The following is a 17,425-nucleotide window of genomic DNA, read 5'->3' as shown; positions in this document are numbered from 1 at the left end:
GAATCTATGCCCCCATGCTAGCTATGGGGGCATGATGCTTGACACCCCCAACATGACGCGGCCGGTCATCCGGCAACTGGACGAAAGTGCCATCAACCGCATCGCCGCGGGCGAGGTGGTGGAACGTCCGGCCTCGGCGGTGAAGGAGTTGGTGGAGAATGCGCTGGATGCAGGTGCGCGGCGCATCACTGTTGATTACGCCGATGGGGGCAAGACCCTGATCCGGGTGACGGATGATGGCTGCGGCATGACGGCGGATGATCTGCCGCTGGCCCTGTCGCGTCACGCCACGTCCAAGATTGACGGGTCGGATCTGCTGAATATCCGCAGTTTCGGATTTCGGGGCGAAGCCCTGCCCAGCCTTGGCGCAGTGGGACGACTGACCATCACCTCGCGCGCCGAAGGGTTCGATGGCGTCAGCCTGACAGTCGAAGGCGGGCGGATGGGCGCCTTGCGCCCGGCCGCGCTTGGCCGGGGCACGGTGGTCGAATTGCGTGACCTGTTCTTTGCGACGCCTGCGCGGCTGAAGTTCATGCGGTCGGACCGGGCCGAGATGGGGGCGATTGCCGATGTTGTCAAACGTCTGGCACTGGCCGAACCGCATGTGGGTTTCACCCTGCGCGATGTGTCCGGCGGGGGGGAGGGGCGCGTGGTGTTTCGCGCCGATCCCGAGAATGGTGATTTCTTCGACGCATTACATGGACGTTTGGCGCGTGTCATTGGCGCAGATTTCACAGATAATGCGTTGCGCATCGACCTTGATCGCGAAGGGATGCGGCTGGTGGGTTATGCAGCCCTGCCGACCTATTCGCGCGGGTCTTCGGTGGCGCAGTTCCTGTTCGTCAACGGTCGTCCGGTGCTGGACAAGATGCTGTTCGGGGCCCTGCGCGCAGCCTATATGGATGTGCTGAGCCGTGACCGGCACCCGGCAGCGGTGCTGAACGTGATCTGCGATCCCGACCGTGTGGATGTGAACGTGCATCCGGCCAAGGCTGAAGTGCGCTTCCGCGAACCGGCGCTGATCCGCGGGATGTTCGTTTCAGGTCTGCGTCTGGCGCTGACAGGGGCGGGGCATCGGGCGTCGGATACCGTGGCGACCGAAACCCTGCAGGCATTTCGCGCTGAACCCATGGTGCCATCGGCACCGCCACGCATCTATCAGATGGATCGGCCCAGCCAGACCAGCCTGTCACGCGCCTTTGCCGCGCAGGCCCCCGACTTTGGCTTTGCCGAGGCCCCGGCGGCCCGGGTGGAACCTGCGCGAGCCGAACCCGATCTGACCGAACGCCCGCTGGGCGCGGCGCGGGCGCAGGTGCATGAGAATTACATCATCGCCCAAACCGCGCGCGGCATGGTGATTGTGGATCAGCACGCGGCCCACGAACGGCTGGTCTATGAACGGCTGAAGGCGCAGGCGGCGGAACGGGGCATTGCCGCGCAGGCCTTGCTGATCCCGGAAATCGTTGAACTTTCGGTGGCTGATGCGGCGCGGTTGCTCGACCGGGCCGAAGAACTGGCCGAACTTGGTCTGGTGATCGAGCCCTTTGGCGGCACTGCCGTTGCTGTACGCGAAACACCCGCCCTTCTGGGCCGGGTGGATGCGGCGGCACTGATCCGCGACATTGTCGATGATCTGGCCGATCTGGGGGCGTCTGATCGGCTGAAGGGGCGGATTGACGCGGTGCTGAGTCGGATGGCCTGCCATGGATCGGTGCGATCCGGCCGCCAGATGCGGGCCGAGGAAATGAACGCGCTGCTGCGCGAGATGGAGGCGACACCGATGTCGGGCCAGTGCAACCATGGCCGCCCCACCTATGTGGAGCTGAAACTGGCCGATATCGAAAAGCTGTTCGGGCGCAGATGATCCGCATCGGCACACTCGAACTTGCCTGGACAGACCCGGTGGTGCTGGGGCTTGGGGCCATTGTCGCGCTTCTGGTGATCTTGCTGCTGCTGGTGTTGCGCGTGGTTGGGCGGTCTGCACAGCCCGTGGTGCAGGAACTGGGCTGGATGAGCCAGCGGGTGCAGGCGCTGGCCGAAGGGCAGGAGCGGCTCGCGGGCGGGCTGCACCATGTTTCGGAAACCCAGGCCGTCAGCCAGACCGCGATGCTGCAGATGATGGAACAGCGTCTGGCCGAGGTGCAGCGCCAGATGGGCGAAAACCTGCAAGGATCGGCCATGCGCACGGCGCGATCCTTGGGCGAGTTGCAGCAAAGGCTGGAAACCATCGACAAGGCGCAGGCCAATATCGAGAAACTGTCCGGCAATGTGCTGAGTTTGCAGGACATCCTGTCCAACAAGCAGACTCGGGGTGCCTTTGGCGAGATTCAGTTACATGATATTGTGCTGAAGGCGCTGCCGTCGGACAGCTATACGATGCAGGCCACCCTGTCGAACGGGCGGCGGGCGGATTGCCTGATCCATCTGCCCAATCCGCCGGGGCCAATTGTGGTAGACAGCAAATTCCCGCTTGAGGCCTATGAGGCGCTGCGCCGGGCCCAGAGCCAGCCCGAACTGGACGCTGCGGCGCGGTTCTTGCGGCAATCGGTGCGGACCCATATCCGCGCCATTGCCGAACGCTATGTGATCGAAGGGGAAACGGCGGATGGGGCGCTGATGTTTCTGCCATCCGAGGCGGTCTATGCCGAACTGCACGCCAATTTCCCCGATCTGGTGCGCGAAGGCTTTGCAGCAAAGGTCTGGATCGTGTCGCCCACGACCTGCATGGCGGTGCTGAACACCATGCGCGCGGTCCTGAAAGATGCCCGGATGCGCGAACAGGCCGGGGCAATCCGCAAGGAACTGGCGATGCTTTATCAGGATCTGACGCGCCTGGGCGACCGGGTAGCCAATCTGGATCGCCATTTCGGACAGGCGGCGAAGGACATCGACGAAATCAAGATCAGCGCCGAAAAGGCGGGCAAGCGCGCCCGCCGCCTGGACAATTTCGATTTCGAGGAACTGGCCCCCGAAACCACGCCATTGATCGGGCAATAGGTTACAGCAGGGCTGCGACGGCCCGCGCGAAGGCGGCGGCGATCCGGTCGCGATTGCGGTGGCGCCCGGCTTGTACCAGATGCGCGCCCGAAGCCCAGACATCGGCCACGGCAATATCGCGGCCAAAGACCCACCGGTCGATCAAGCGGTCGGCCGCAGTGGGCAGGCCCACGGGATCATGCAGCGCAACCAGATCGGCCGGTGCGCCCGGTGCGATCTGCGGCGCAGGTGCGCCAAGTGCCTGCGCGCCACCGGCAAGGCTGGCCCGAAGCAAGGCGCCGCCAGTTGACCCTTCGCCCCCCGCCAACAGGTTGCGCTGGCGGTGAAACAGGCGCTGGCCATATTCCAGCAGACGCAATTCGCCCGACGCGGTGATTTCGACATTGCTGTCGGTGCCAATGCCGATGCGCCCGCCTTCGGCCAGATAATCCACTGCCGGGAAAAGACCGTCGCCCAGATTGGCCTCGGTCACAGGGCAGAGCCCCACCACGGCACCCGAGGTGGCGATGCCCTTGCGCTCGGCATCGGTCAGGTGGGTGGCATGGATCAGGCACCAGCGGGCATCGACTGGTTGATGCGCCAGCAGCCATTCCACCGGGCGCTGGCCCGAATGGCGGAGACTGTCGGCCACCTCGCGCTGCTGTTCTGAGATGTGAATGTGGACTGGCCCTTCGGGATGCGCTCGCAGCAGCGCATCCAGTTCCGGCCCCGTGGCGGCGCGCAGCGAATGGGGCGCGATGCCCAGCCGGTCGAGCGGGCGGGTGATCGCGCCGTGCAGCGTTTCGGTCAGCCGTGCAAAGGTGTCCAGATCATGGATGAACCGGCGCTGTCCTTCATTCGGGGCAGTCCCGCCAAAATCGGAATGGGCGTAAAACACCGGAAGATGCGTCAGGTTGATGCCGGTTTCCGTCGCCGCAGCCAGGATGCGGCGCGACATTTCGGCGGGATCGGCATAGGCCCGGCCATCGCGGTCGTGATGCAGGTAATGGAATTCACCCACTCGGGTGAAACCCGCCTCCAGCATTTCGACATAGGCCATTTCGGCAATCGCCTGCATGCCCTCCGGCGAAACCCCAAGCGCGAAACGATACATCATGTCGCGCCATGTCCAGAAACTGTCGGCTGAAGGGCCGCGGGATTCGGCCAGCGCCGACATGCCGCGTTGAAAGGCGTGGGAATGCAGGTTGGGCAGACCCGGGACCAGTGCCGCGACCTTGCAATCCTCATTTCCGGGCTGGCTGTCCGGTGTGACCGAGGCAATCCGGTCGCCATCCAGCACCAGCCGCACATCGCTGCCCCAACCATCGGGCAACAAGGCCGTCTGCGCAAAGATTGCTGTCATCGCATCCTCCCTCTGGCCCGAAAAGGGCTTCCCTTTGGTCGTTTTATGTATATACTTATTTGCATCCAGAGGGAAGGGGCGATGCAGATGCCGGGGGCCGAAAAACCTGCGACCGTATGGAAGAATGCGCTGATTTTCACGGGCGAAAGCCCGCAGGCCTTGCTGCAGATGGGTGCGATTCGGGCCGAGGCCGGGCGCATCGTCGCGATCGGGCAGGTGGATGAGGACGGCGCGGAATTAGTGGATTGCGGCGGGCGGCTGGTGACGCCGGCACTGATCGATTGCCACACCCATCTGGTCTATGCCGGGAACCGGGCGCGCGAATTCGAAATGCGGCTGGAAGGTGCCAGCTATGCCGAGATCGCGGCGGCGGGCGGTGGGATCGTTTCCACCATGCGCGCCACGCGCGAAGCATCGGTTGATGATCTTGTCGCCGCCAGCTTGCCCCGGCTGGATGCGCTGCTGGCCGAAGGCGTCGGTACTGTAGAAATCAAGTCGGGCTATGGCCTGTCGGTCGAGGCCGAGATGAACATGCTGCGCGCGGCGCGGCGGTTGGAAAGCCTGCGCCCGGTGCGGGTGAAAACGACATGGCTGGCCGCCCATGCCCTGCCGCCCGAATATCGGGATGATCGCGCGGGCTATATGGATCAGGTGGTTCTGGCCGGTCTGGAGGCCGCCCATGCCGAAGGTCTTGTCGATGCGGTGGACGGGTTCTGCGAACATCTGGCCTTCACCCCTGCCGAGATTGCCCTTGTGTTTGACCGGGCGCAGGCGCTTGGCCTGCCGGTCAAGCTGCATGCGGAACAGTTGTCGCATCAGGGCGGGGCGGCCCTGGTGGCGGCGCGGCACGGGCTTTCGGCGGATCATGTGGAATATCTGACCGATGCCGATGCCCGTGCCATGGCGGCGGCGGGAACGGTGGCTGTGCTGTTGCCCGGGGCATTCTACATGCTGCGCGAAACGCAGGCCCCCCCGGTGGCGGCCCTGCGTGCGGCGGGATGCACGATGGCGGTTTCCACCGATGCCAATCCGGGCACGTCGCCCATGACATCGCTGCTGATGGCCATGAACATGGCGGCAGTGCTGTTCGGGCTGACTGTCGCCGAAACCCTGCACGGCACCACCGGCGCTGCGGCCAAAGCCTTGGGATTACAGCAGGAGACCGGCGTTCTGCGGCCCGGGCTTTCGGCCGATCTGGCCATCTGGAACGCAGCCAGCCCGGCCGAACTGGTAAACCCCATCGGCTTCAAACCGCTGCATTCCCGCTATTTCAAAGGACGGAAGGTCTGACATGACGCGTATTCTTACCCCGGGTCAGGTAACTCTGGCCGATCTGGAAGCGATCTATTGGGACGGCACGCCCGTGCGGCTGGACCCGTCGGCCCATGCCGGGATTGACCGTTCTGCCGCACGGATTGCCGAGGTCGCGGCGGGGGATGCGCCGGTTTATGGTGTGAACACCGGATTTGGCAAACTGGCCTCGATCCGGATCGACCGGGCTGATGTGGCGACCCTGCAGCGCAACCTGATCCTGTCGCATTGCTGCGGTGTGGGCGATCCGCTGCCCGAGGCGGTGGTGCGGTTGATCCTGACGCTGAAGCTGTTGTCGCTGGGGCGCGGGGCTTCGGGGGTGCGGCGGTCACTGGTGGACCTGATCGAAGGGATGCTGCAGAAGGGCGTGTTGCCGGTGATCCCGGAGAAGGGATCGGTCGGGGCATCGGGCGATCTTGCGCCGCTGGCGCATATGACGGCCGTAATGCTGGGCCATGGCGAGGCGATGGTGCATGGCCGGCGCCTGCCAGGGGCTGAGGCGCTGCGGTCGGTCGGATTGGAGCCCATGGCTTTGCAGGCCAAAGAGGGGTTGGCGCTGATCAACGGCACGCAGGTCTCGACCGCGCTGGCGCTGGTGGGGCTGTTCCGCGCGGTGCGTGCGTTGAAAACTGCCATCGTGACCGGGGCGCTGTCCACTGATGCGGCCATGGGATCGACGGCCCCCTTCCTTGCCGAAATCCACACCTTGCGCGGCCATGCGGGCCAGATCGAGGTGGCTGCGGCGTTGCGGGCGTTGATGGACGGATCGGGCATCCGTGCGTCGCATTCCGAAAACGACGAACGGGTGCAAGACCCCTATTGCCTGCGCTGCCAGCCGCAGGTCGATGGTGCCTGTCTGGATGTGCTGCGTCAGGCGGCCCGGACCTTGGAAATCGAGGCCAATGCCGCAACCGACAACCCGCTGGTGCTGAGCGATGGGCAGGTTGTGTCAGGCGGCAACTTCCATGCCGAGCCGGTAGCACTTGCTGCGGACATGATCGCGCTGGCCGTCGCCGAGATTGGCGCAATTGCGCAGCGGCGCATTGCGCTGCTGGTCGATCCGGCGCTCAGCTACGGCTTGCCGGGTTTCCTGACGCCGAAGCCGGGCCTGAATTCCGGTCTGATGATCGCCGAAGTCACGACGGCGGCGCTGATGAGCGAAAACAAGCAGATGGCGCATCCGGCCTCGATCGACTCCACGCCGACGAGTGCCAATCAGGAAGACCATGTCTCCATGGCCTGCCATGGTGCCCGCCGCTTGCTGCCGATGACCCAGAACCTGTTCTGGATTCTTGGGGTCGAAGCGATGATGGGCGCACAGGGCGTGGAACTGCGCGCGCCGCATGAAACCTCGCCCCGGCTGCTGGCGGTGAAGGCGGCCATTCGCGCCCGTATCGCACCCTTGGCCGAAGATCGCTTCATGGGCGACGACATGGCCGCGGGCGGAGACATTGTTGCCGGTGGTGCCCTGATCGCAGCGGCGGGTGCCGAAATCCTGCCCGGCCTTGTGGCCTGACCCCGAACCCTTTTGCCCCGAAGAGGTGCCCGATGACCGATCCGACCAGAAATCCCCGCCACAATGCCCGCGACATCTATCCGCCGACCGGCACGACGCTGAACGCGAAGAGCTGGCTAACCGAGGCGCCTTTGCGGATGCTGATGAACAACCTGCACCCCGATGTGGCGGAAAACCCGCATGAGCTGGTGGTCTATGGCGGCATTGGCCGCGCAGCCCGTACCTGGGAAGATTTCGACCGTATCGTCGCCACGCTGAAAGACCTTGAAGCGGACGAAACGCTCGTGGTGCAATCGGGCCGTCCGGTGGCGGTGGTGAAGACGCATGCAGACGCGCCGCGTGTGCTGATTGCCAATTCCAACCTTGTGCCGCATTGGGCGAACTGGGACCATTTCAACGAATTGGATCGCAAGGGCCTGATGATGTATGGCCAGATGACCGCCGGGTCCTGGATCTATATCGGTACGCAGGGCATTGTTCAGGGCACCTATGAAACCTTTGCCGAGGCCGGCCGCCAGCATTACGGCGGCAGCCTGAAGGGCAAATGGATCCTGACCGGGGGCTTGGGCGGCATGGGCGGCGCGCAACCGCTTGCTGCGGTGATGGCGGGGGCCTGCTGTCTGGCGGTGGAATGTGATGAAACCCGCGCCGATTTCCGTATCCGCACCCGCTATTGCGATGAAAAGACCCATTCGCTGGACGAAGCGCTGGCCATGATCGACCGCTGGACCCGTGCGGGCGAGGCGAAATCGGTGGCGCTGATCGGCAATGCCGCCGAAATCTTCCCGGAAATCTATGCGCGGATGAAAGCGGGCGGAATGCGCCCCGACATCGTGACCGACCAGACATCGGCGCATGATCCGGTGCATGGCTATCTGCCGATTGGCTGGACGGTGGGCGAATGGCGCGCGAAACAGGAAAGCGATCCCAAGGCGGTAGAAGCCGCCGCGCGCGCCAGCATGAAGCAGCATGTGGCGGCCATGGTCGATTTCTGGAATGCCGGTGTGCCGACGCTGGATTACGGGAACAACATCCGGCAGGTCGCCAAGGATGAAGGGCTGGAAAATGCCTTTGCCTTTCCCGGCTTCGTTCCGGCCTATATCCGCCCGCTGTTCTGCAAGGGGATCGGCCCGTTCCGCTGGTGTGCGCTGTCGGGAGACCCCGAGGATATCTACAAGACCGACGCGGCGATGAAGAAGCTGTTCCCCGAGAACACCCATCTGCACAACTGGCTGGACATGGCGCGCGAACGGATCGCCTTTCAGGGCCTGCCCGCCCGTATCTGCTGGATCGGGCTGGGCGACCGGCACCGCGCCGGGCTGATGTTCAACGAGATGGTGGCCAGTGGCGAGTTGAAGGCGCCGGTCGTGATCGGGCGCGATCATCTGGACAGCGGTTCGGTCGCGTCACCCAACCGCGAAACCGAAGCGATGAAGGACGGATCGGATGCCGTGTCGGATTGGCCGCTGCTGAATGCGCTGGTCAATACGGCCAGCGGCGCGACCTGGGTCAGCCTGCATCATGGTGGCGGTGTGGGCATGGGCTTTTCGCAGCATTCGGGTGTGGTGATCTGCGCCGATGGCACGCCCGAGGCGGCAAAACGGCTGGAGCGGGTGCTGTGGAACGATCCGGCTTCGGGCGTTTATCGTCATGCCGATGCGGGCTATGATCTTGCCGTGGATCACGCCCGCGCCATGGGTCTGCGCCTGCCCTCGATCCTGGGGAACTGACCCAATGCGGATTATCCGCTTTGCCGACTGTCCGCCCGCGCCGTGGAAAAACGGCGCGGGGTCAACACGCGAATTGTGGCGGCTGGAAGATGCTGACGGGATGCTGGCCCGCATTTCCGTGGCCGAAATCACCGGCAATCAGCCCTTTTCCAGCTTTCCGGGCATTGACCGGATCATCCTGCAACTGGATGGACCTGCAATGGTTCTTTCCCTTGCGGGCAAGGATCACCATATTGCGACCCCCTTCGCCTTTCCGGGCGAGGCGCAGGTTTCCTGCCATCTTTCAGGATCAGGCGTCGCCCATGATCTGAACCTGATGGTCCGGCGTGACCGTTTCGTGCCAAGGATGGAGCTGGAGACTTCGGTTGCCGGTGAGGCGCTTGATCCCGGGGCTACTGCCTTCCTGATGCTGGCTTCGGCGCAGCTAGTGCTGCCCGGTATCCCTGTGGAGCGTGGTGACCTGATCCTGCCGGGTGCCAAGGCCCCGATCCTTGACCGCCAGGTGCCGCTGGTGCGGATGGAATTGCGTCACAAATAGCTTCTGACCAGAGCGCCTGTCAGCAATGCCCAGCCGTCTGCCACCACGAAAAAGGCCAGCTTGAACGGAAGGGCTACAACCGCAGGCGGCACCATCATCATCCCCATAGACATCAGCACAGCGGCAACGACCAGATCGATGATGAGAAAGGGCAGGAAGATCAGGAAGCCAATTTCAAACGCCCGCTGAATTTCGGACAGCATGAACGATGGGATGAGCAGAGATAGCGGTGCATCGATGGGGGCGCTGCTTTCCCCCGGTCGCAATGCCTGCATGGCCGCGAAGGTGTCGCCGTCCAGCCGCGCAGCCATGAAGCCACGAAAAGGTTCCAGCGTGAGCGGGATGGCCTCGGCCAGTTCGATTTCGTTGCGCGACAGGGGCCCCGCGCCACGATTCCAGGCTTCGGTCAGGACCGGGTCCATCACAAACCATGTCAGAAACAACGCCATGCTGACGATCATCATGTTTGGCGGGGCCTGCTGAAGACCGATGGCCTGCCGCAGGATGGACAATACGGTCACGATGAAGGGGAAGCAGGTCACCATCACCGCAATGCCGGGCGCAAGGCTGAGCACGGTGATCAGTGCGATTAGCTGGATCGATCGCCCGCCAAGGGTGATTTCGCCCAGGTTCGCCGGCAGGGTCTGCGCAAGGACTGGCCCCGCCAGGAAGAGACCGCCGATCAGGGCGGCCTGCCATAGCCGCATCAAAGCCCCCCGCGCAGATTGGCCACCTCGGTCAGCCGGACGGCAAGCTTTCCGGCCTGATCTCCTTCCATTTCCTGCAATTCCCCGCGCGCAATAAGCCGGTCGCCAACATAAAGCTCCACCGGGTCATCCACCCTGCGATCCAGTGGCAGGATGGCATCGCGCTGAAGTTTCAGCAGTTCACGCACCTGGGGACGGGCCTTCCCGACCGAGATGATCACCTCGATCGGCACTTGGCTGAACGGATTGCCTTCGGTCAGATCATCCATGTCTCACTCCTGTTCGGAAAGCCCGAAAAAGCCGCGCACGGCGGCGGCAAGTTGGTTTGTGGCCCGGTCCAGATCGACCCGGGTTTCGGTTTCGCCCAGCCGCAGGAAGACCTGACCTTCGGCAAGGCTGGGTTCTTCGACGATGGTCACCGGCAGACCGGTGGCCTGTTCCAGCAAAGCCTCGACCGGGGCGCGCGATGCGGGATTCAGCACGATGGTCACCGGGGCATCGGCCATCTGTTCCGCCAGCGGCATCAGGATTTCCAGCACCGTGGGGGCCAGCGCCTCGCGCGCCATTTCGGGCAAAAGTCGGCCGACCATATCCTGCAGCAGTGGTGCCAGCGCGCGCAGGACATGACCGCGCGCTTCCTGAAAGGTAAAGCCAAGGGCCTGAATGTTGTGGGCCAGATCGGCCCTGAGCCGTCCCTGTTCTTCGGACTGGGCGTTGGCCGCATCTTCCCAGCCTGCCGAATAACCCTGTTCATAGGCTGCCAGCCGCGCCTCTTCGGAGAAACCCTGCCCCTGAAGCCCGCCAAAATCGGAGCCGGGAGTGGGTTGGAAATCTTCGAAAACCTCCAGTTTCAACCCGGGCATCAGCTGCGTTCCTCTTCCGGTTCCAGCCAGTTGCGCAGCACCTCGACCGATTCCGCCTGCCGTTCCTCAATCAGGCGGCGCAGCCGGTCCACTGGATCTGTTGGTTCGTCGGTGGCGTCTGCGGTTACGAAATTCATCCCGCTTGGCATGCCCAGATCGTCGATCTCACCCATCACGACACGGGGGCCGTCACCGAAATCGATCATGTCACCCCCGGGAAGGGCCAATGGCATGTCGTCTGTCGGCCCGGGCAATGCGGGTGCGCGGTCGGGTGCCGTGAGGATCGGGCGCAAGACAAACAGGCCCAGCACCAGCGAAACCAGGGCCAGAACGGCAATCTGGATAAGCGTCATCAGATCGATCGGGCCGAAGGCGGAAAGCAGACCAGCCTCGGCCAAGGTGCCCTCGCCCGGCAGGGGTTCGAAGGCGAGGGATTTCAGGGTCAGGACGTCGCCGCGTGACTCATCAAGCCCCACTGCCGAGGCCACAAGCTCCCGCAACACGGCAAGCTCTTCATCCGGACGGGGTGCCCAGGAAACTGTGCCATCTTCTGCGGTGGTCTGGATGCCATCCACCAGGACTGCGACACTGATCCGGCGGATCGCGCCTGGCGCGCGGACAAGTTCACGCTGGGTCTCGGATACTTCGAAATTCACCCTTTCGCGCGTTTCACTGCTCTGGCTTTGATCGCCACCGGCATTTGCAGCATCGCCTTCCGGCAGGTTCGATGCCACGGTCACATCGCCCGCACTGCCACGCGAACTGTCGGTCCGTTCTTCTGTGTCGGTAGAGATGGCGACACGGCCCTGCGGATCGAACTTGCGTTCGGTGATCTGTTCGCGGTCCGTTACAACATCCAGGCTGACCTCGACCACAGCCTTGCCATGACCGACCCGCGCGAAAAGCAACCGTTCGACATTGCGGCGCAATTCCGCAGCGCGGTCGCCACCCGAAGGGTTTTCCAGTTCGGCATTGTCCTTGGTCATGATGAGGCCACCGACCGTATCAATGATTGACACGTCTTCGGGGCGCATCCCGCTGACAGCGGCTGCAACCAGATGTTTCAGGGCGCGTGCCTGCGCCTCGGACATGGAGCCGGCTGCGGTGGTCACGGTGACAGAGGCAGTGGCGGGCTTGTCTGCCCGAAACGGTTGCGCAGGGGCCTGAGCGATGTGAACGCGTGCGGCCTTTACGCCGGGCGTGGCAAGGATTGTGCGCGCCAGCTCACCTTCCTTCGCGCGCCAATAGGCTGCGTCGAACATCTGCGACGTCGTGCCAAAGCCCGACAGACCATCGAGCAGTTCGTATCCGCCCGCCGCCATCGACGGCAAACCTTCGCCAGCGAGGGACATCCTGATCGCGTCACGCTGTGCAGCGTCGACATGGATGGATTCGCCGCGCACTTCATAGGCGATCCCGCGCTGATCGAGCGCCGCAATGACCTCACCCGCCGCCGCCCCGTCAAGGCCTGCATACAGCAACGCCATGTCTCGCCCCCCCGCGAGGCGAGACATTCCGAGGACGGCGGCGAACATGGCAAGCGTTGCCACGATCACCACCATTTTGCGGCGCATGTCCAGCCGGGCCCAAAGCGACATCAGGTTCTGCAAGGCTTCTCTCCACGTCAGGGATTCTCCCCGTCTGTCGGAACCTTGGAACATCTGGCTTAACAATCGGTTAGTGACCTAGGGGTTATAGCTGATGCCAGACGCAAGCCGGAGGATGCAATGGCAGAGGCCGAAGAGCCGCAGGACGCGGCACCCAAGAAACGATCGAAATTGCCGATTATCTTAGGGGTACTCGGGGCGCTGATTCTGGGCGGTGGTGGGTTCTTTGCCACCTATTCAGGCCTGATCCTGGGCGAAAAAACAGAAGAACACGCCGCCGAGCCGACGACCGAGGCCTTGCCGGATATTGCCTTTGTGCCGGTGGACCCGGTGGTGATTTCTTTGGGGCAGGCGGGGGCGAATCAACAGCTTCGTCTTGTTGCCCAGCTGGAGGTTTCCAAGGCACATGCCCCCGAAGTTTCGATGCTGATGCCGCGCATTCTGGATGTGGTGAATTCCTATCTACGGGCAGTTGAGGTCACGCAACTGCAAGACCCGGCGGCATTGGTGCGGCTGCGGGCACAGATGCTGCGCAGAATCCAGATCGTGACCGGTGATGGGCGGGTGCGCGACCTGTTGATCACCGAATTCATGCTGAACTGACGGAGGCAACGATGGAACTTGTGGCAGACATCCTGATGATCGCGGGTACCTTCGGTGTGGCGGTCTATTGCTATGTGCTGGCAGCACGGCTTCGAAAGCTCTCAACGCTCGAATCGGGGATGGGAGGGGCGATTGCGGTCCTCTCGGTGCAGGTCGATGACATGAACAAGGCGCTTGAAAAGGCGCGACAGGCCGCCAACGGATCGGCCGCAACTCTGGAAGCCTTGACAGGGCGTGCCGAAGTCGCGGCCGCCCGGATCGAGGTCTTGTTGGCGACGATGCATGATCTACCCGACAAAGCCCCTGCCACGCAGCCGACCGAAAACCCTGCAGACCGGAGGCTTAGGTTCGTGCGCCGACGCCACAGCCGTGACGACATGGAGGCAGCAGAATGAGTCGCGCACGCAAAAGGGCAGGGCGCGGCGCGCTGTTCATTCTGGCCTTGCTTCTGATGGCCAGCGGCTCGCTTCGGATTGGCACCAATGTTGGTCAGGCCCTGGCATCACAAGGCGATCAGGCGACCGCGGAGCCAGAGGCGACCCCGGCGCTGAATTGTCCTGCTCCGCCCTTGGCTTTGGCGGAAGCACTGAAGGAACGCGAGCAACAGGTTTCAATACGGGAAACCGCGTTGGAAGAGCGTCTTGCAGCCCTTGATCTTGCGGAATCGGTGATCGAGACCAGATTGGCCGCATTGGTCGAGGCCGAGGAAAAACTGCGTGCCACCATCGCTTTGGCCGACGGTGCGGCAGAGGGCGATCTGGCCAGGTTGACCGAAGTCTATCAGGCCATGAAACCCAAGGATGCAGCTGCCCTTTTCGACGGCATGGACCCCGAATTTGCCGCTGGCTTCCTGGGCCGCATGCGGCCCGAAGCAGCGGCTGCCGTCCTGAGCGGCATGTCATCCGAGCGTGCCTATTCCGTCAGCGCAATTCTTGCGGGGCGTAACGCCAATGTTCCCCGAGAGTGAGCTTTTCTTAACGCGCGCCTGAGAGTCTGGGCCCGAGTCGCAGAGCAGAGGACAGCATGTTCGGTATCATCGGTATTGTCGTGATTTTCGTGATGGTGTTCGGCGGCTATATGCTGGCGGGCGGAAAACTGGGAATCATCCTCAAATCCCTGCCCTTCGAGATGATCATGATCGGTGGCGCTGCCCTCGGGGCGTTCTTGCTTTCGAATGATCTCGCATCGGTCAAGCACACGGCCAAGGATGTCGGCAAGGTGTTCAAGGGGCCGCGCTGGAAGCCGGATGATTACAGGGATTTGTTGTGCCTGCTGTTCGAACTGATCAAGATCGCGCGGTCCAACCCTGTTGCTCTGGAAGAGCATATCGAGAAACCTGAAGAATCATCCATTTTCGGGCGTTATCCCCGCATTCAGCACGATCATGACGCAGTTGAGCTGATCTGCGACACCCTGCGCGCCGCATCCATGAACTATGACGATCCGCATCAGGTTGAAGAGGTTCTGGACAAGCGCATGGAGACGGCACAGCACCATGCGCTACATTCCAGCCATGCCTTGCAGAACATTGCTGACGGCCTGCCCGCCCTGGGGATTGTTGCGGCGGTTCTTGGGGTGATCAAGACCATGGGTTCGATCGATCAACCGCCTGAAGTGCTTGGCAAGATGATCGGTGGCGCACTTGTCGGCACCTTTCTCGGGGTGTTTCTGGCCTATGGCATCGTCGGCCCCTTTGCCGCACGGGTGAAGGCCGTGGTCGAAGAGGATGCGCATTTCTATCAGCTGATCCGTGAGGTTCTGGTCGCCAATCTTCACAACCATCCGGCCAATATCTGTATCGAGGTGGGCCGACAGAATACGCCCCATGCTGTACGCCCAAGCTTCTCGGATCTTGAAGCAGCTCTGCGCGCGCTGAAGCAGGAGGCGGCCTGATGTGCTGGCGGCTCTTGCTGGTGCTGGTACTGCTGTTCTTTCCCGGAATTGGTGCAGCCGGTCAGGCACTTGTGACATCCGGTGAACATGACGGATTTTCGCGTCTGGCGATCACGCTTGATGCCCCGCGCGCCTGGACTCTGGGTCGTACGACCGATGGTTACGAGTTGAGGTTTGAAGGTGGCGCCATAGACTTTGATCTTTCTCGGGCCTTCGCGCGGATTCCCAAAAGCCGGTTGGGGGACGTTTCGGCGGACAGGGATGGCGCGACCCTGCGATTTGCCCTGACCTGCGCATGTCATGCGCGCCCCTTTGAATTCCGCGATAACATTGTGGTGGTTGATCTTCGTGATGGCCCTCCTCCTGCGGGTTCCGTTTACGAGGCGATGCTGGAACCCCTCAAACCAGCCCCAAAGCCAAACACAACAATGCAGCCTACCACGATTGGAATCTATGATTGGACGCGTCCGGAATCGCCAAAGCCTCAACCCCCTGCTGCGGTATCACTGTCCAGCGGGTTGGATACTGCGATCCTTGCTGACAACCTTGCCAGAGAACTTGGCGCAGCGGCATCTGCCGGGGTGATCGAGCTTGCCGTCCCCGCGCCGCCGCCAAAATCGGAACCGGTAGTGCCTAACGAAGCGTTGCCGAATCTGCGCATTCTGGATGAGCCGGGTGTGCAGGCGCGTCTGGGTGGGCAGTTGGATGAAGCAGAACCGCGTATTGCGGAAACATGCATTCCAGAAGCGGAACTCGCCTTGCATGAATGGGGCGGTGGGTTGTCGCCACTTGAAGTACTGGCGACAACAAGGTCCAGCATCCTCGATGGAACCGACCGCCCGGATCCAGCCGCAGTCGCAGCGGCAGCGCGGTCCCTGATTCACATCGGATTCGGGCAGGAGGCATTGCAGCTTCTGGATGCCATGGGACAAGGTGTCCCCGCACAGGACATGCTGAAAGACCTTGCCGTGATCATAGATGGCGGCACCACTCAACCAAGCGTGTTTGCCGGAATGGAAAACTGCAATTCTCCGGCTGCGCTTTGGTCCGTTTTGGCGCGCCCCTCCTTGCGCAAGGCAGAAAAGATCAACAGTGGTGCGATCACCCGTGCTTTTTCTGCCCTGCCACTGAGCTTGCGCCAGGCCTTGGCGCAAGGCCTGGGGGAAAGGCTTATCCAGCAAGGCGACCTTGAAGCCGCGCGCATTGTGGAATCGGCTGTTGGGCGGGCGGTGCAGGAGCCGGACGCATCCCTGAAGCTTTTGTCCGGACAGCGCAAGCTTGCCTCAGGGGCACCTGATGAAGCTGTTGTTCTGTTGCAGGACGTGGCTGACGAAGGTGGACCCAAGTCTGCGGAGGCCTTGGTCAAACTGGTTGATCTCGCGGTTCGGGATCAAGCCAGCATTGATGCCCTGACATTGGAAGCTCTGGAAGTTCTGGCGCATGAGAACGCGGATCAGCCAATTTACCAAGATCTGCGTCGCGCGATTCTCTTGGCAAAGGCGCTGCTGTCAGATTTCCAGGGCGCTTTCGTTGATCTTGATGCTGTGCCGGAAGTTGAGGCCCAGCTTTGGACAATGCTGGCCGAGCAAGGCCCTGACTCTGCGCTTCTCGAACACGCAACACTGCGTTCCGGCGATCCGGCACCAAAGGTCGCGGCAGAAACTGCAATCAGGATTGCAGAGCGGTTTATTGATCTCGGCCTGCCAGGTCAGGTTCCCCATTGGGTGCCGGATGGCATCGACTTGCCAGATGAACAACGACTTGTCAGAGCGAAGGCATTACTTGCGCTGCGGGATGCGCGCGCAGCACTTCGTGAAGTTGCGGGCCTCCAGGGAAATGAGGCGCGTGAAATCGAAGCCCGCGCATTCTCCCAACTGGGCGATACTACCCAGGCTGCTTTGGCGTTCAATGACAATGGCGATGACGACGCAGTGCAGCAAATGCGCCGCATATCGCGGGACTGGACCTCTGTTTCTCAAACCCAGGGGGTGTGGGGACAGGCAGCAATTATGGCTGGCGAGGGACCTCCGCTCAATGCGGCGCCCCCGGATAAGGCTCTCGCGCTCAGTGAGGCGCTCCTCAAGGATAGTATTTCGGCCCGCAATGCGGTGGACAGCCTGTTAGGCGAGGTTGCTTTGCCACTGCCTTCGCCCTGACAATCTCTACACCATTCGGGCTTTGAACTGACTGGGTTGATGTCCTTTCTCGCTGCTGTCTCCGATCGAAGGTTGCGCCTTACTCGGGGCGCTTGGCATCACGGCCAGTGTCCAGCCACCCCATCCGCCTGGGGTGATGGATTTCCCTCTTTCGACGATGAG

Annotated in this window: 16 protein-coding genes; 11 read left to right on the top strand and 5 right to left on the bottom strand. The window is 62.5% G+C overall.

Translation table 11 applies throughout. From position 1 onward, the window contains the following. Positions 1–31: 31 nt before the first annotated feature. Positions 32–1,864, top strand: coding sequence for a DNA mismatch repair endonuclease MutL (gene mutL, locus V6590_RS19185; RefSeq protein ID WP_434063290.1), 1,833 nt, complete (start codon positions 32–34; stop codon positions 1,862–1,864). Next, positions 1,861–2,997 (top strand): DNA recombination protein RmuC, encoded by a 1,137-nt coding sequence (locus V6590_RS19180; RefSeq protein WP_335425316.1) that lies wholly within the window; start codon positions 1,861–1,863, stop codon positions 2,995–2,997. Before mutL ends, V6590_RS19180 begins: the two co-directional genes overlap by 4 nt. A 1-nt stretch (position 2,998) precedes the next feature. On the opposite strand, the gene V6590_RS19175 is transcribed toward V6590_RS19180, so the two are convergent. Then, positions 2,999–4,339, bottom strand: a complete 1,341-nt coding sequence (locus V6590_RS19175) for a formimidoylglutamate deiminase (protein ID WP_335425315.1) — start codon at positions 4,337–4,339, stop codon at positions 2,999–3,001. An 87-nt stretch (positions 4,340–4,426) separates the two neighbouring features. On the opposite strand from V6590_RS19175, the gene hutI reads away from it, so the two are divergent. The 4 genes from hutI to V6590_RS19155 are packed head-to-tail and all read left to right on the top strand — an operon-like array spanning position 4,427 to position 9,434. Next, positions 4,427–5,629, top strand: coding sequence for an imidazolonepropionase (gene hutI / locus V6590_RS19170; protein ID WP_434063293.1), 1,203 nt, complete (start codon positions 4,427–4,429; stop codon positions 5,627–5,629). 1 nt (position 5,630) lies between these two features. Then, complete coding sequence (gene hutH / locus V6590_RS19165) at positions 5,631–7,166, top strand: histidine ammonia-lyase (protein WP_335425312.1); 1,536 nt, start codon at positions 5,631–5,633, stop codon at positions 7,164–7,166. 32 nt (positions 7,167–7,198) lie between these two features. After that, on the top strand, positions 7,199–8,896 hold the full coding sequence (gene hutU, locus V6590_RS19160) for a urocanate hydratase (RefSeq protein WP_335425311.1): 1,698 nt from the start codon (positions 7,199–7,201) through the stop codon (positions 8,894–8,896). 4 nt (positions 8,897–8,900) lie between these two features. Then, entirely contained in the window at positions 8,901–9,434 is a 534-nt protein-coding gene (locus tag V6590_RS19155) for a HutD/Ves family protein (protein ID WP_335425310.1), read from the top strand. On the opposite strand, the gene fliP is transcribed toward V6590_RS19155, so the two are convergent. Genes fliP through fliF form a run of 4 tightly spaced genes read right to left on the bottom strand, consistent with a single transcriptional unit; the run spans position 9,425 to position 12,602 of the window. Beyond that, the gene (gene fliP, locus V6590_RS19150; protein WP_335425309.1) at positions 9,425–10,141 is read right to left on the bottom strand and encodes a flagellar type III secretion system pore protein FliP; all 717 of its coding nucleotides are present in this window, start codon (positions 10,139–10,141) and stop codon (positions 9,425–9,427) included. The two genes, V6590_RS19155 and fliP, sit on opposite strands and share 10 nt — an antisense overlap. After that, on the bottom strand, positions 10,141–10,410 hold the full coding sequence (locus V6590_RS19145; RefSeq protein ID WP_335425308.1) for a FliM/FliN family flagellar motor switch protein: 270 nt from the start codon (positions 10,408–10,410) through the stop codon (positions 10,141–10,143). Before V6590_RS19145 ends, fliP begins: the two co-directional genes overlap by 1 nt. A gap of 3 nt (positions 10,411–10,413) precedes the next feature. Next, the gene (locus V6590_RS19140; protein ID WP_335425307.1) at positions 10,414–11,004 is read right to left on the bottom strand and encodes a FliH/SctL family protein; all 591 of its coding nucleotides are present in this window, start codon (positions 11,002–11,004) and stop codon (positions 10,414–10,416) included. Next, positions 11,004–12,602 (bottom strand): flagellar basal-body MS-ring/collar protein FliF, encoded by a 1,599-nt coding sequence (gene fliF / locus V6590_RS19135; protein WP_335425306.1) that lies wholly within the window; start codon positions 12,600–12,602, stop codon positions 11,004–11,006. The genes V6590_RS19140 and fliF overlap by 1 nt, the downstream gene beginning before the upstream one ends. Positions 12,603–12,731: 129 nt before the next feature. On the opposite strand from fliF, the gene V6590_RS19130 reads away from it, so the two are divergent. From V6590_RS19130 to V6590_RS19110, 5 genes are read left to right on the top strand one after another with little or no spacing between them, the layout of a single operon-like run. Then, complete coding sequence (locus tag V6590_RS19130) at positions 12,732–13,214, top strand: flagellar basal body-associated FliL family protein (protein ID WP_335425305.1); 483 nt, start codon at positions 12,732–12,734, stop codon at positions 13,212–13,214. A gap of 11 nt (positions 13,215–13,225) precedes the next feature. Further along, complete coding sequence (locus V6590_RS19125) at positions 13,226–13,609, top strand: hypothetical protein (protein ID WP_335425304.1); 384 nt, start codon at positions 13,226–13,228, stop codon at positions 13,607–13,609. Next, positions 13,606–14,181: a MotE family protein gene (locus tag V6590_RS19120; protein WP_335425303.1), complete on the top strand. Its 576-nt coding sequence runs from the start codon at positions 13,606–13,608 to the stop codon at positions 14,179–14,181. The genes V6590_RS19125 and V6590_RS19120 overlap by 4 nt, the downstream gene beginning before the upstream one ends. A 56-nt stretch (positions 14,182–14,237) precedes the next feature. After that, entirely contained in the window at positions 14,238–15,107 is an 870-nt protein-coding gene (motA, locus tag V6590_RS19115) for a flagellar motor stator protein MotA (protein ID WP_335425302.1), read from the top strand. Beyond that, complete coding sequence (locus tag V6590_RS19110; protein ID WP_335425301.1) at positions 15,107–17,263, top strand: hypothetical protein; 2,157 nt, start codon at positions 15,107–15,109, stop codon at positions 17,261–17,263. Before motA ends, V6590_RS19110 begins: the two co-directional genes overlap by 1 nt. Positions 17,264–17,425: the final 162 nt, after the last annotated feature.

The organism is Gemmobacter denitrificans (assembly GCF_036964905.1).
GTDB lineage: Bacteria > Pseudomonadota > Alphaproteobacteria > Rhodobacterales > Rhodobacteraceae > Gemmobacter > Gemmobacter denitrificans.
The sequence above is the reverse complement of the archived record's forward strand: the minus strand, read 5'-3'. Positions and strand labels throughout refer to the sequence as shown.

What these genes read in the sequence shown, in the direction of transcription:
- V6590_RS19180 (WP_335425316.1), top strand. Translation starts at nt 1,861, where the DNA reads ATGATCCGCATCGGCACACTCGAACTTGCCTGGACAGACCCGGTGGTG.
- motA (WP_335425302.1), top strand. Translation starts at nt 14,238, where the DNA reads ATGTTCGGTATCATCGGTATTGTCGTGATTTTCGTGATGGTGTTCGGC.
- fliF (WP_335425306.1), bottom strand. Translation starts at nt 12,602, where the DNA reads ATGTCGCTTTGGGCCCGGCTGGACATGCGCCGCAAAATGGTGGTGATC.
- V6590_RS19145 (WP_335425308.1), bottom strand. Translation starts at nt 10,410, where the DNA reads ATGGATGATCTGACCGAAGGCAATCCGTTCAGCCAAGTGCCGATCGAG.
- V6590_RS19155 (WP_335425310.1), top strand. Translation starts at nt 8,901, where the DNA reads ATGCGGATTATCCGCTTTGCCGACTGTCCGCCCGCGCCGTGGAAAAAC.
- V6590_RS19125 (WP_335425304.1), top strand. Translation starts at nt 13,226, where the DNA reads ATGGAACTTGTGGCAGACATCCTGATGATCGCGGGTACCTTCGGTGTG.
- V6590_RS19120 (WP_335425303.1), top strand. Translation starts at nt 13,606, where the DNA reads ATGAGTCGCGCACGCAAAAGGGCAGGGCGCGGCGCGCTGTTCATTCTG.
- hutH (WP_335425312.1), top strand. Translation starts at nt 5,631, where the DNA reads ATGACGCGTATTCTTACCCCGGGTCAGGTAACTCTGGCCGATCTGGAA.
- V6590_RS19175 (WP_335425315.1), bottom strand. Translation starts at nt 4,339, where the DNA reads ATGACAGCAATCTTTGCGCAGACGGCCTTGTTGCCCGATGGTTGGGGC.
- hutU (WP_335425311.1), top strand. Translation starts at nt 7,199, where the DNA reads ATGACCGATCCGACCAGAAATCCCCGCCACAATGCCCGCGACATCTAT.
- V6590_RS19110 (WP_335425301.1), top strand. Translation starts at nt 15,107, where the DNA reads ATGTGCTGGCGGCTCTTGCTGGTGCTGGTACTGCTGTTCTTTCCCGGA.
- mutL (WP_434063290.1), top strand. Translation starts at nt 32, where the DNA reads ATGATGCTTGACACCCCCAACATGACGCGGCCGGTCATCCGGCAACTG.
- V6590_RS19140 (WP_335425307.1), bottom strand. Translation starts at nt 11,004, where the DNA reads ATGCCCGGGTTGAAACTGGAGGTTTTCGAAGATTTCCAACCCACTCCC.
- fliP (WP_335425309.1), bottom strand. Translation starts at nt 10,141, where the DNA reads ATGCGGCTATGGCAGGCCGCCCTGATCGGCGGTCTCTTCCTGGCGGGG.
- hutI (WP_434063293.1), top strand. Translation starts at nt 4,427, where the DNA reads ATGCCGGGGGCCGAAAAACCTGCGACCGTATGGAAGAATGCGCTGATT.
- V6590_RS19130 (WP_335425305.1), top strand. Translation starts at nt 12,732, where the DNA reads ATGGCAGAGGCCGAAGAGCCGCAGGACGCGGCACCCAAGAAACGATCG.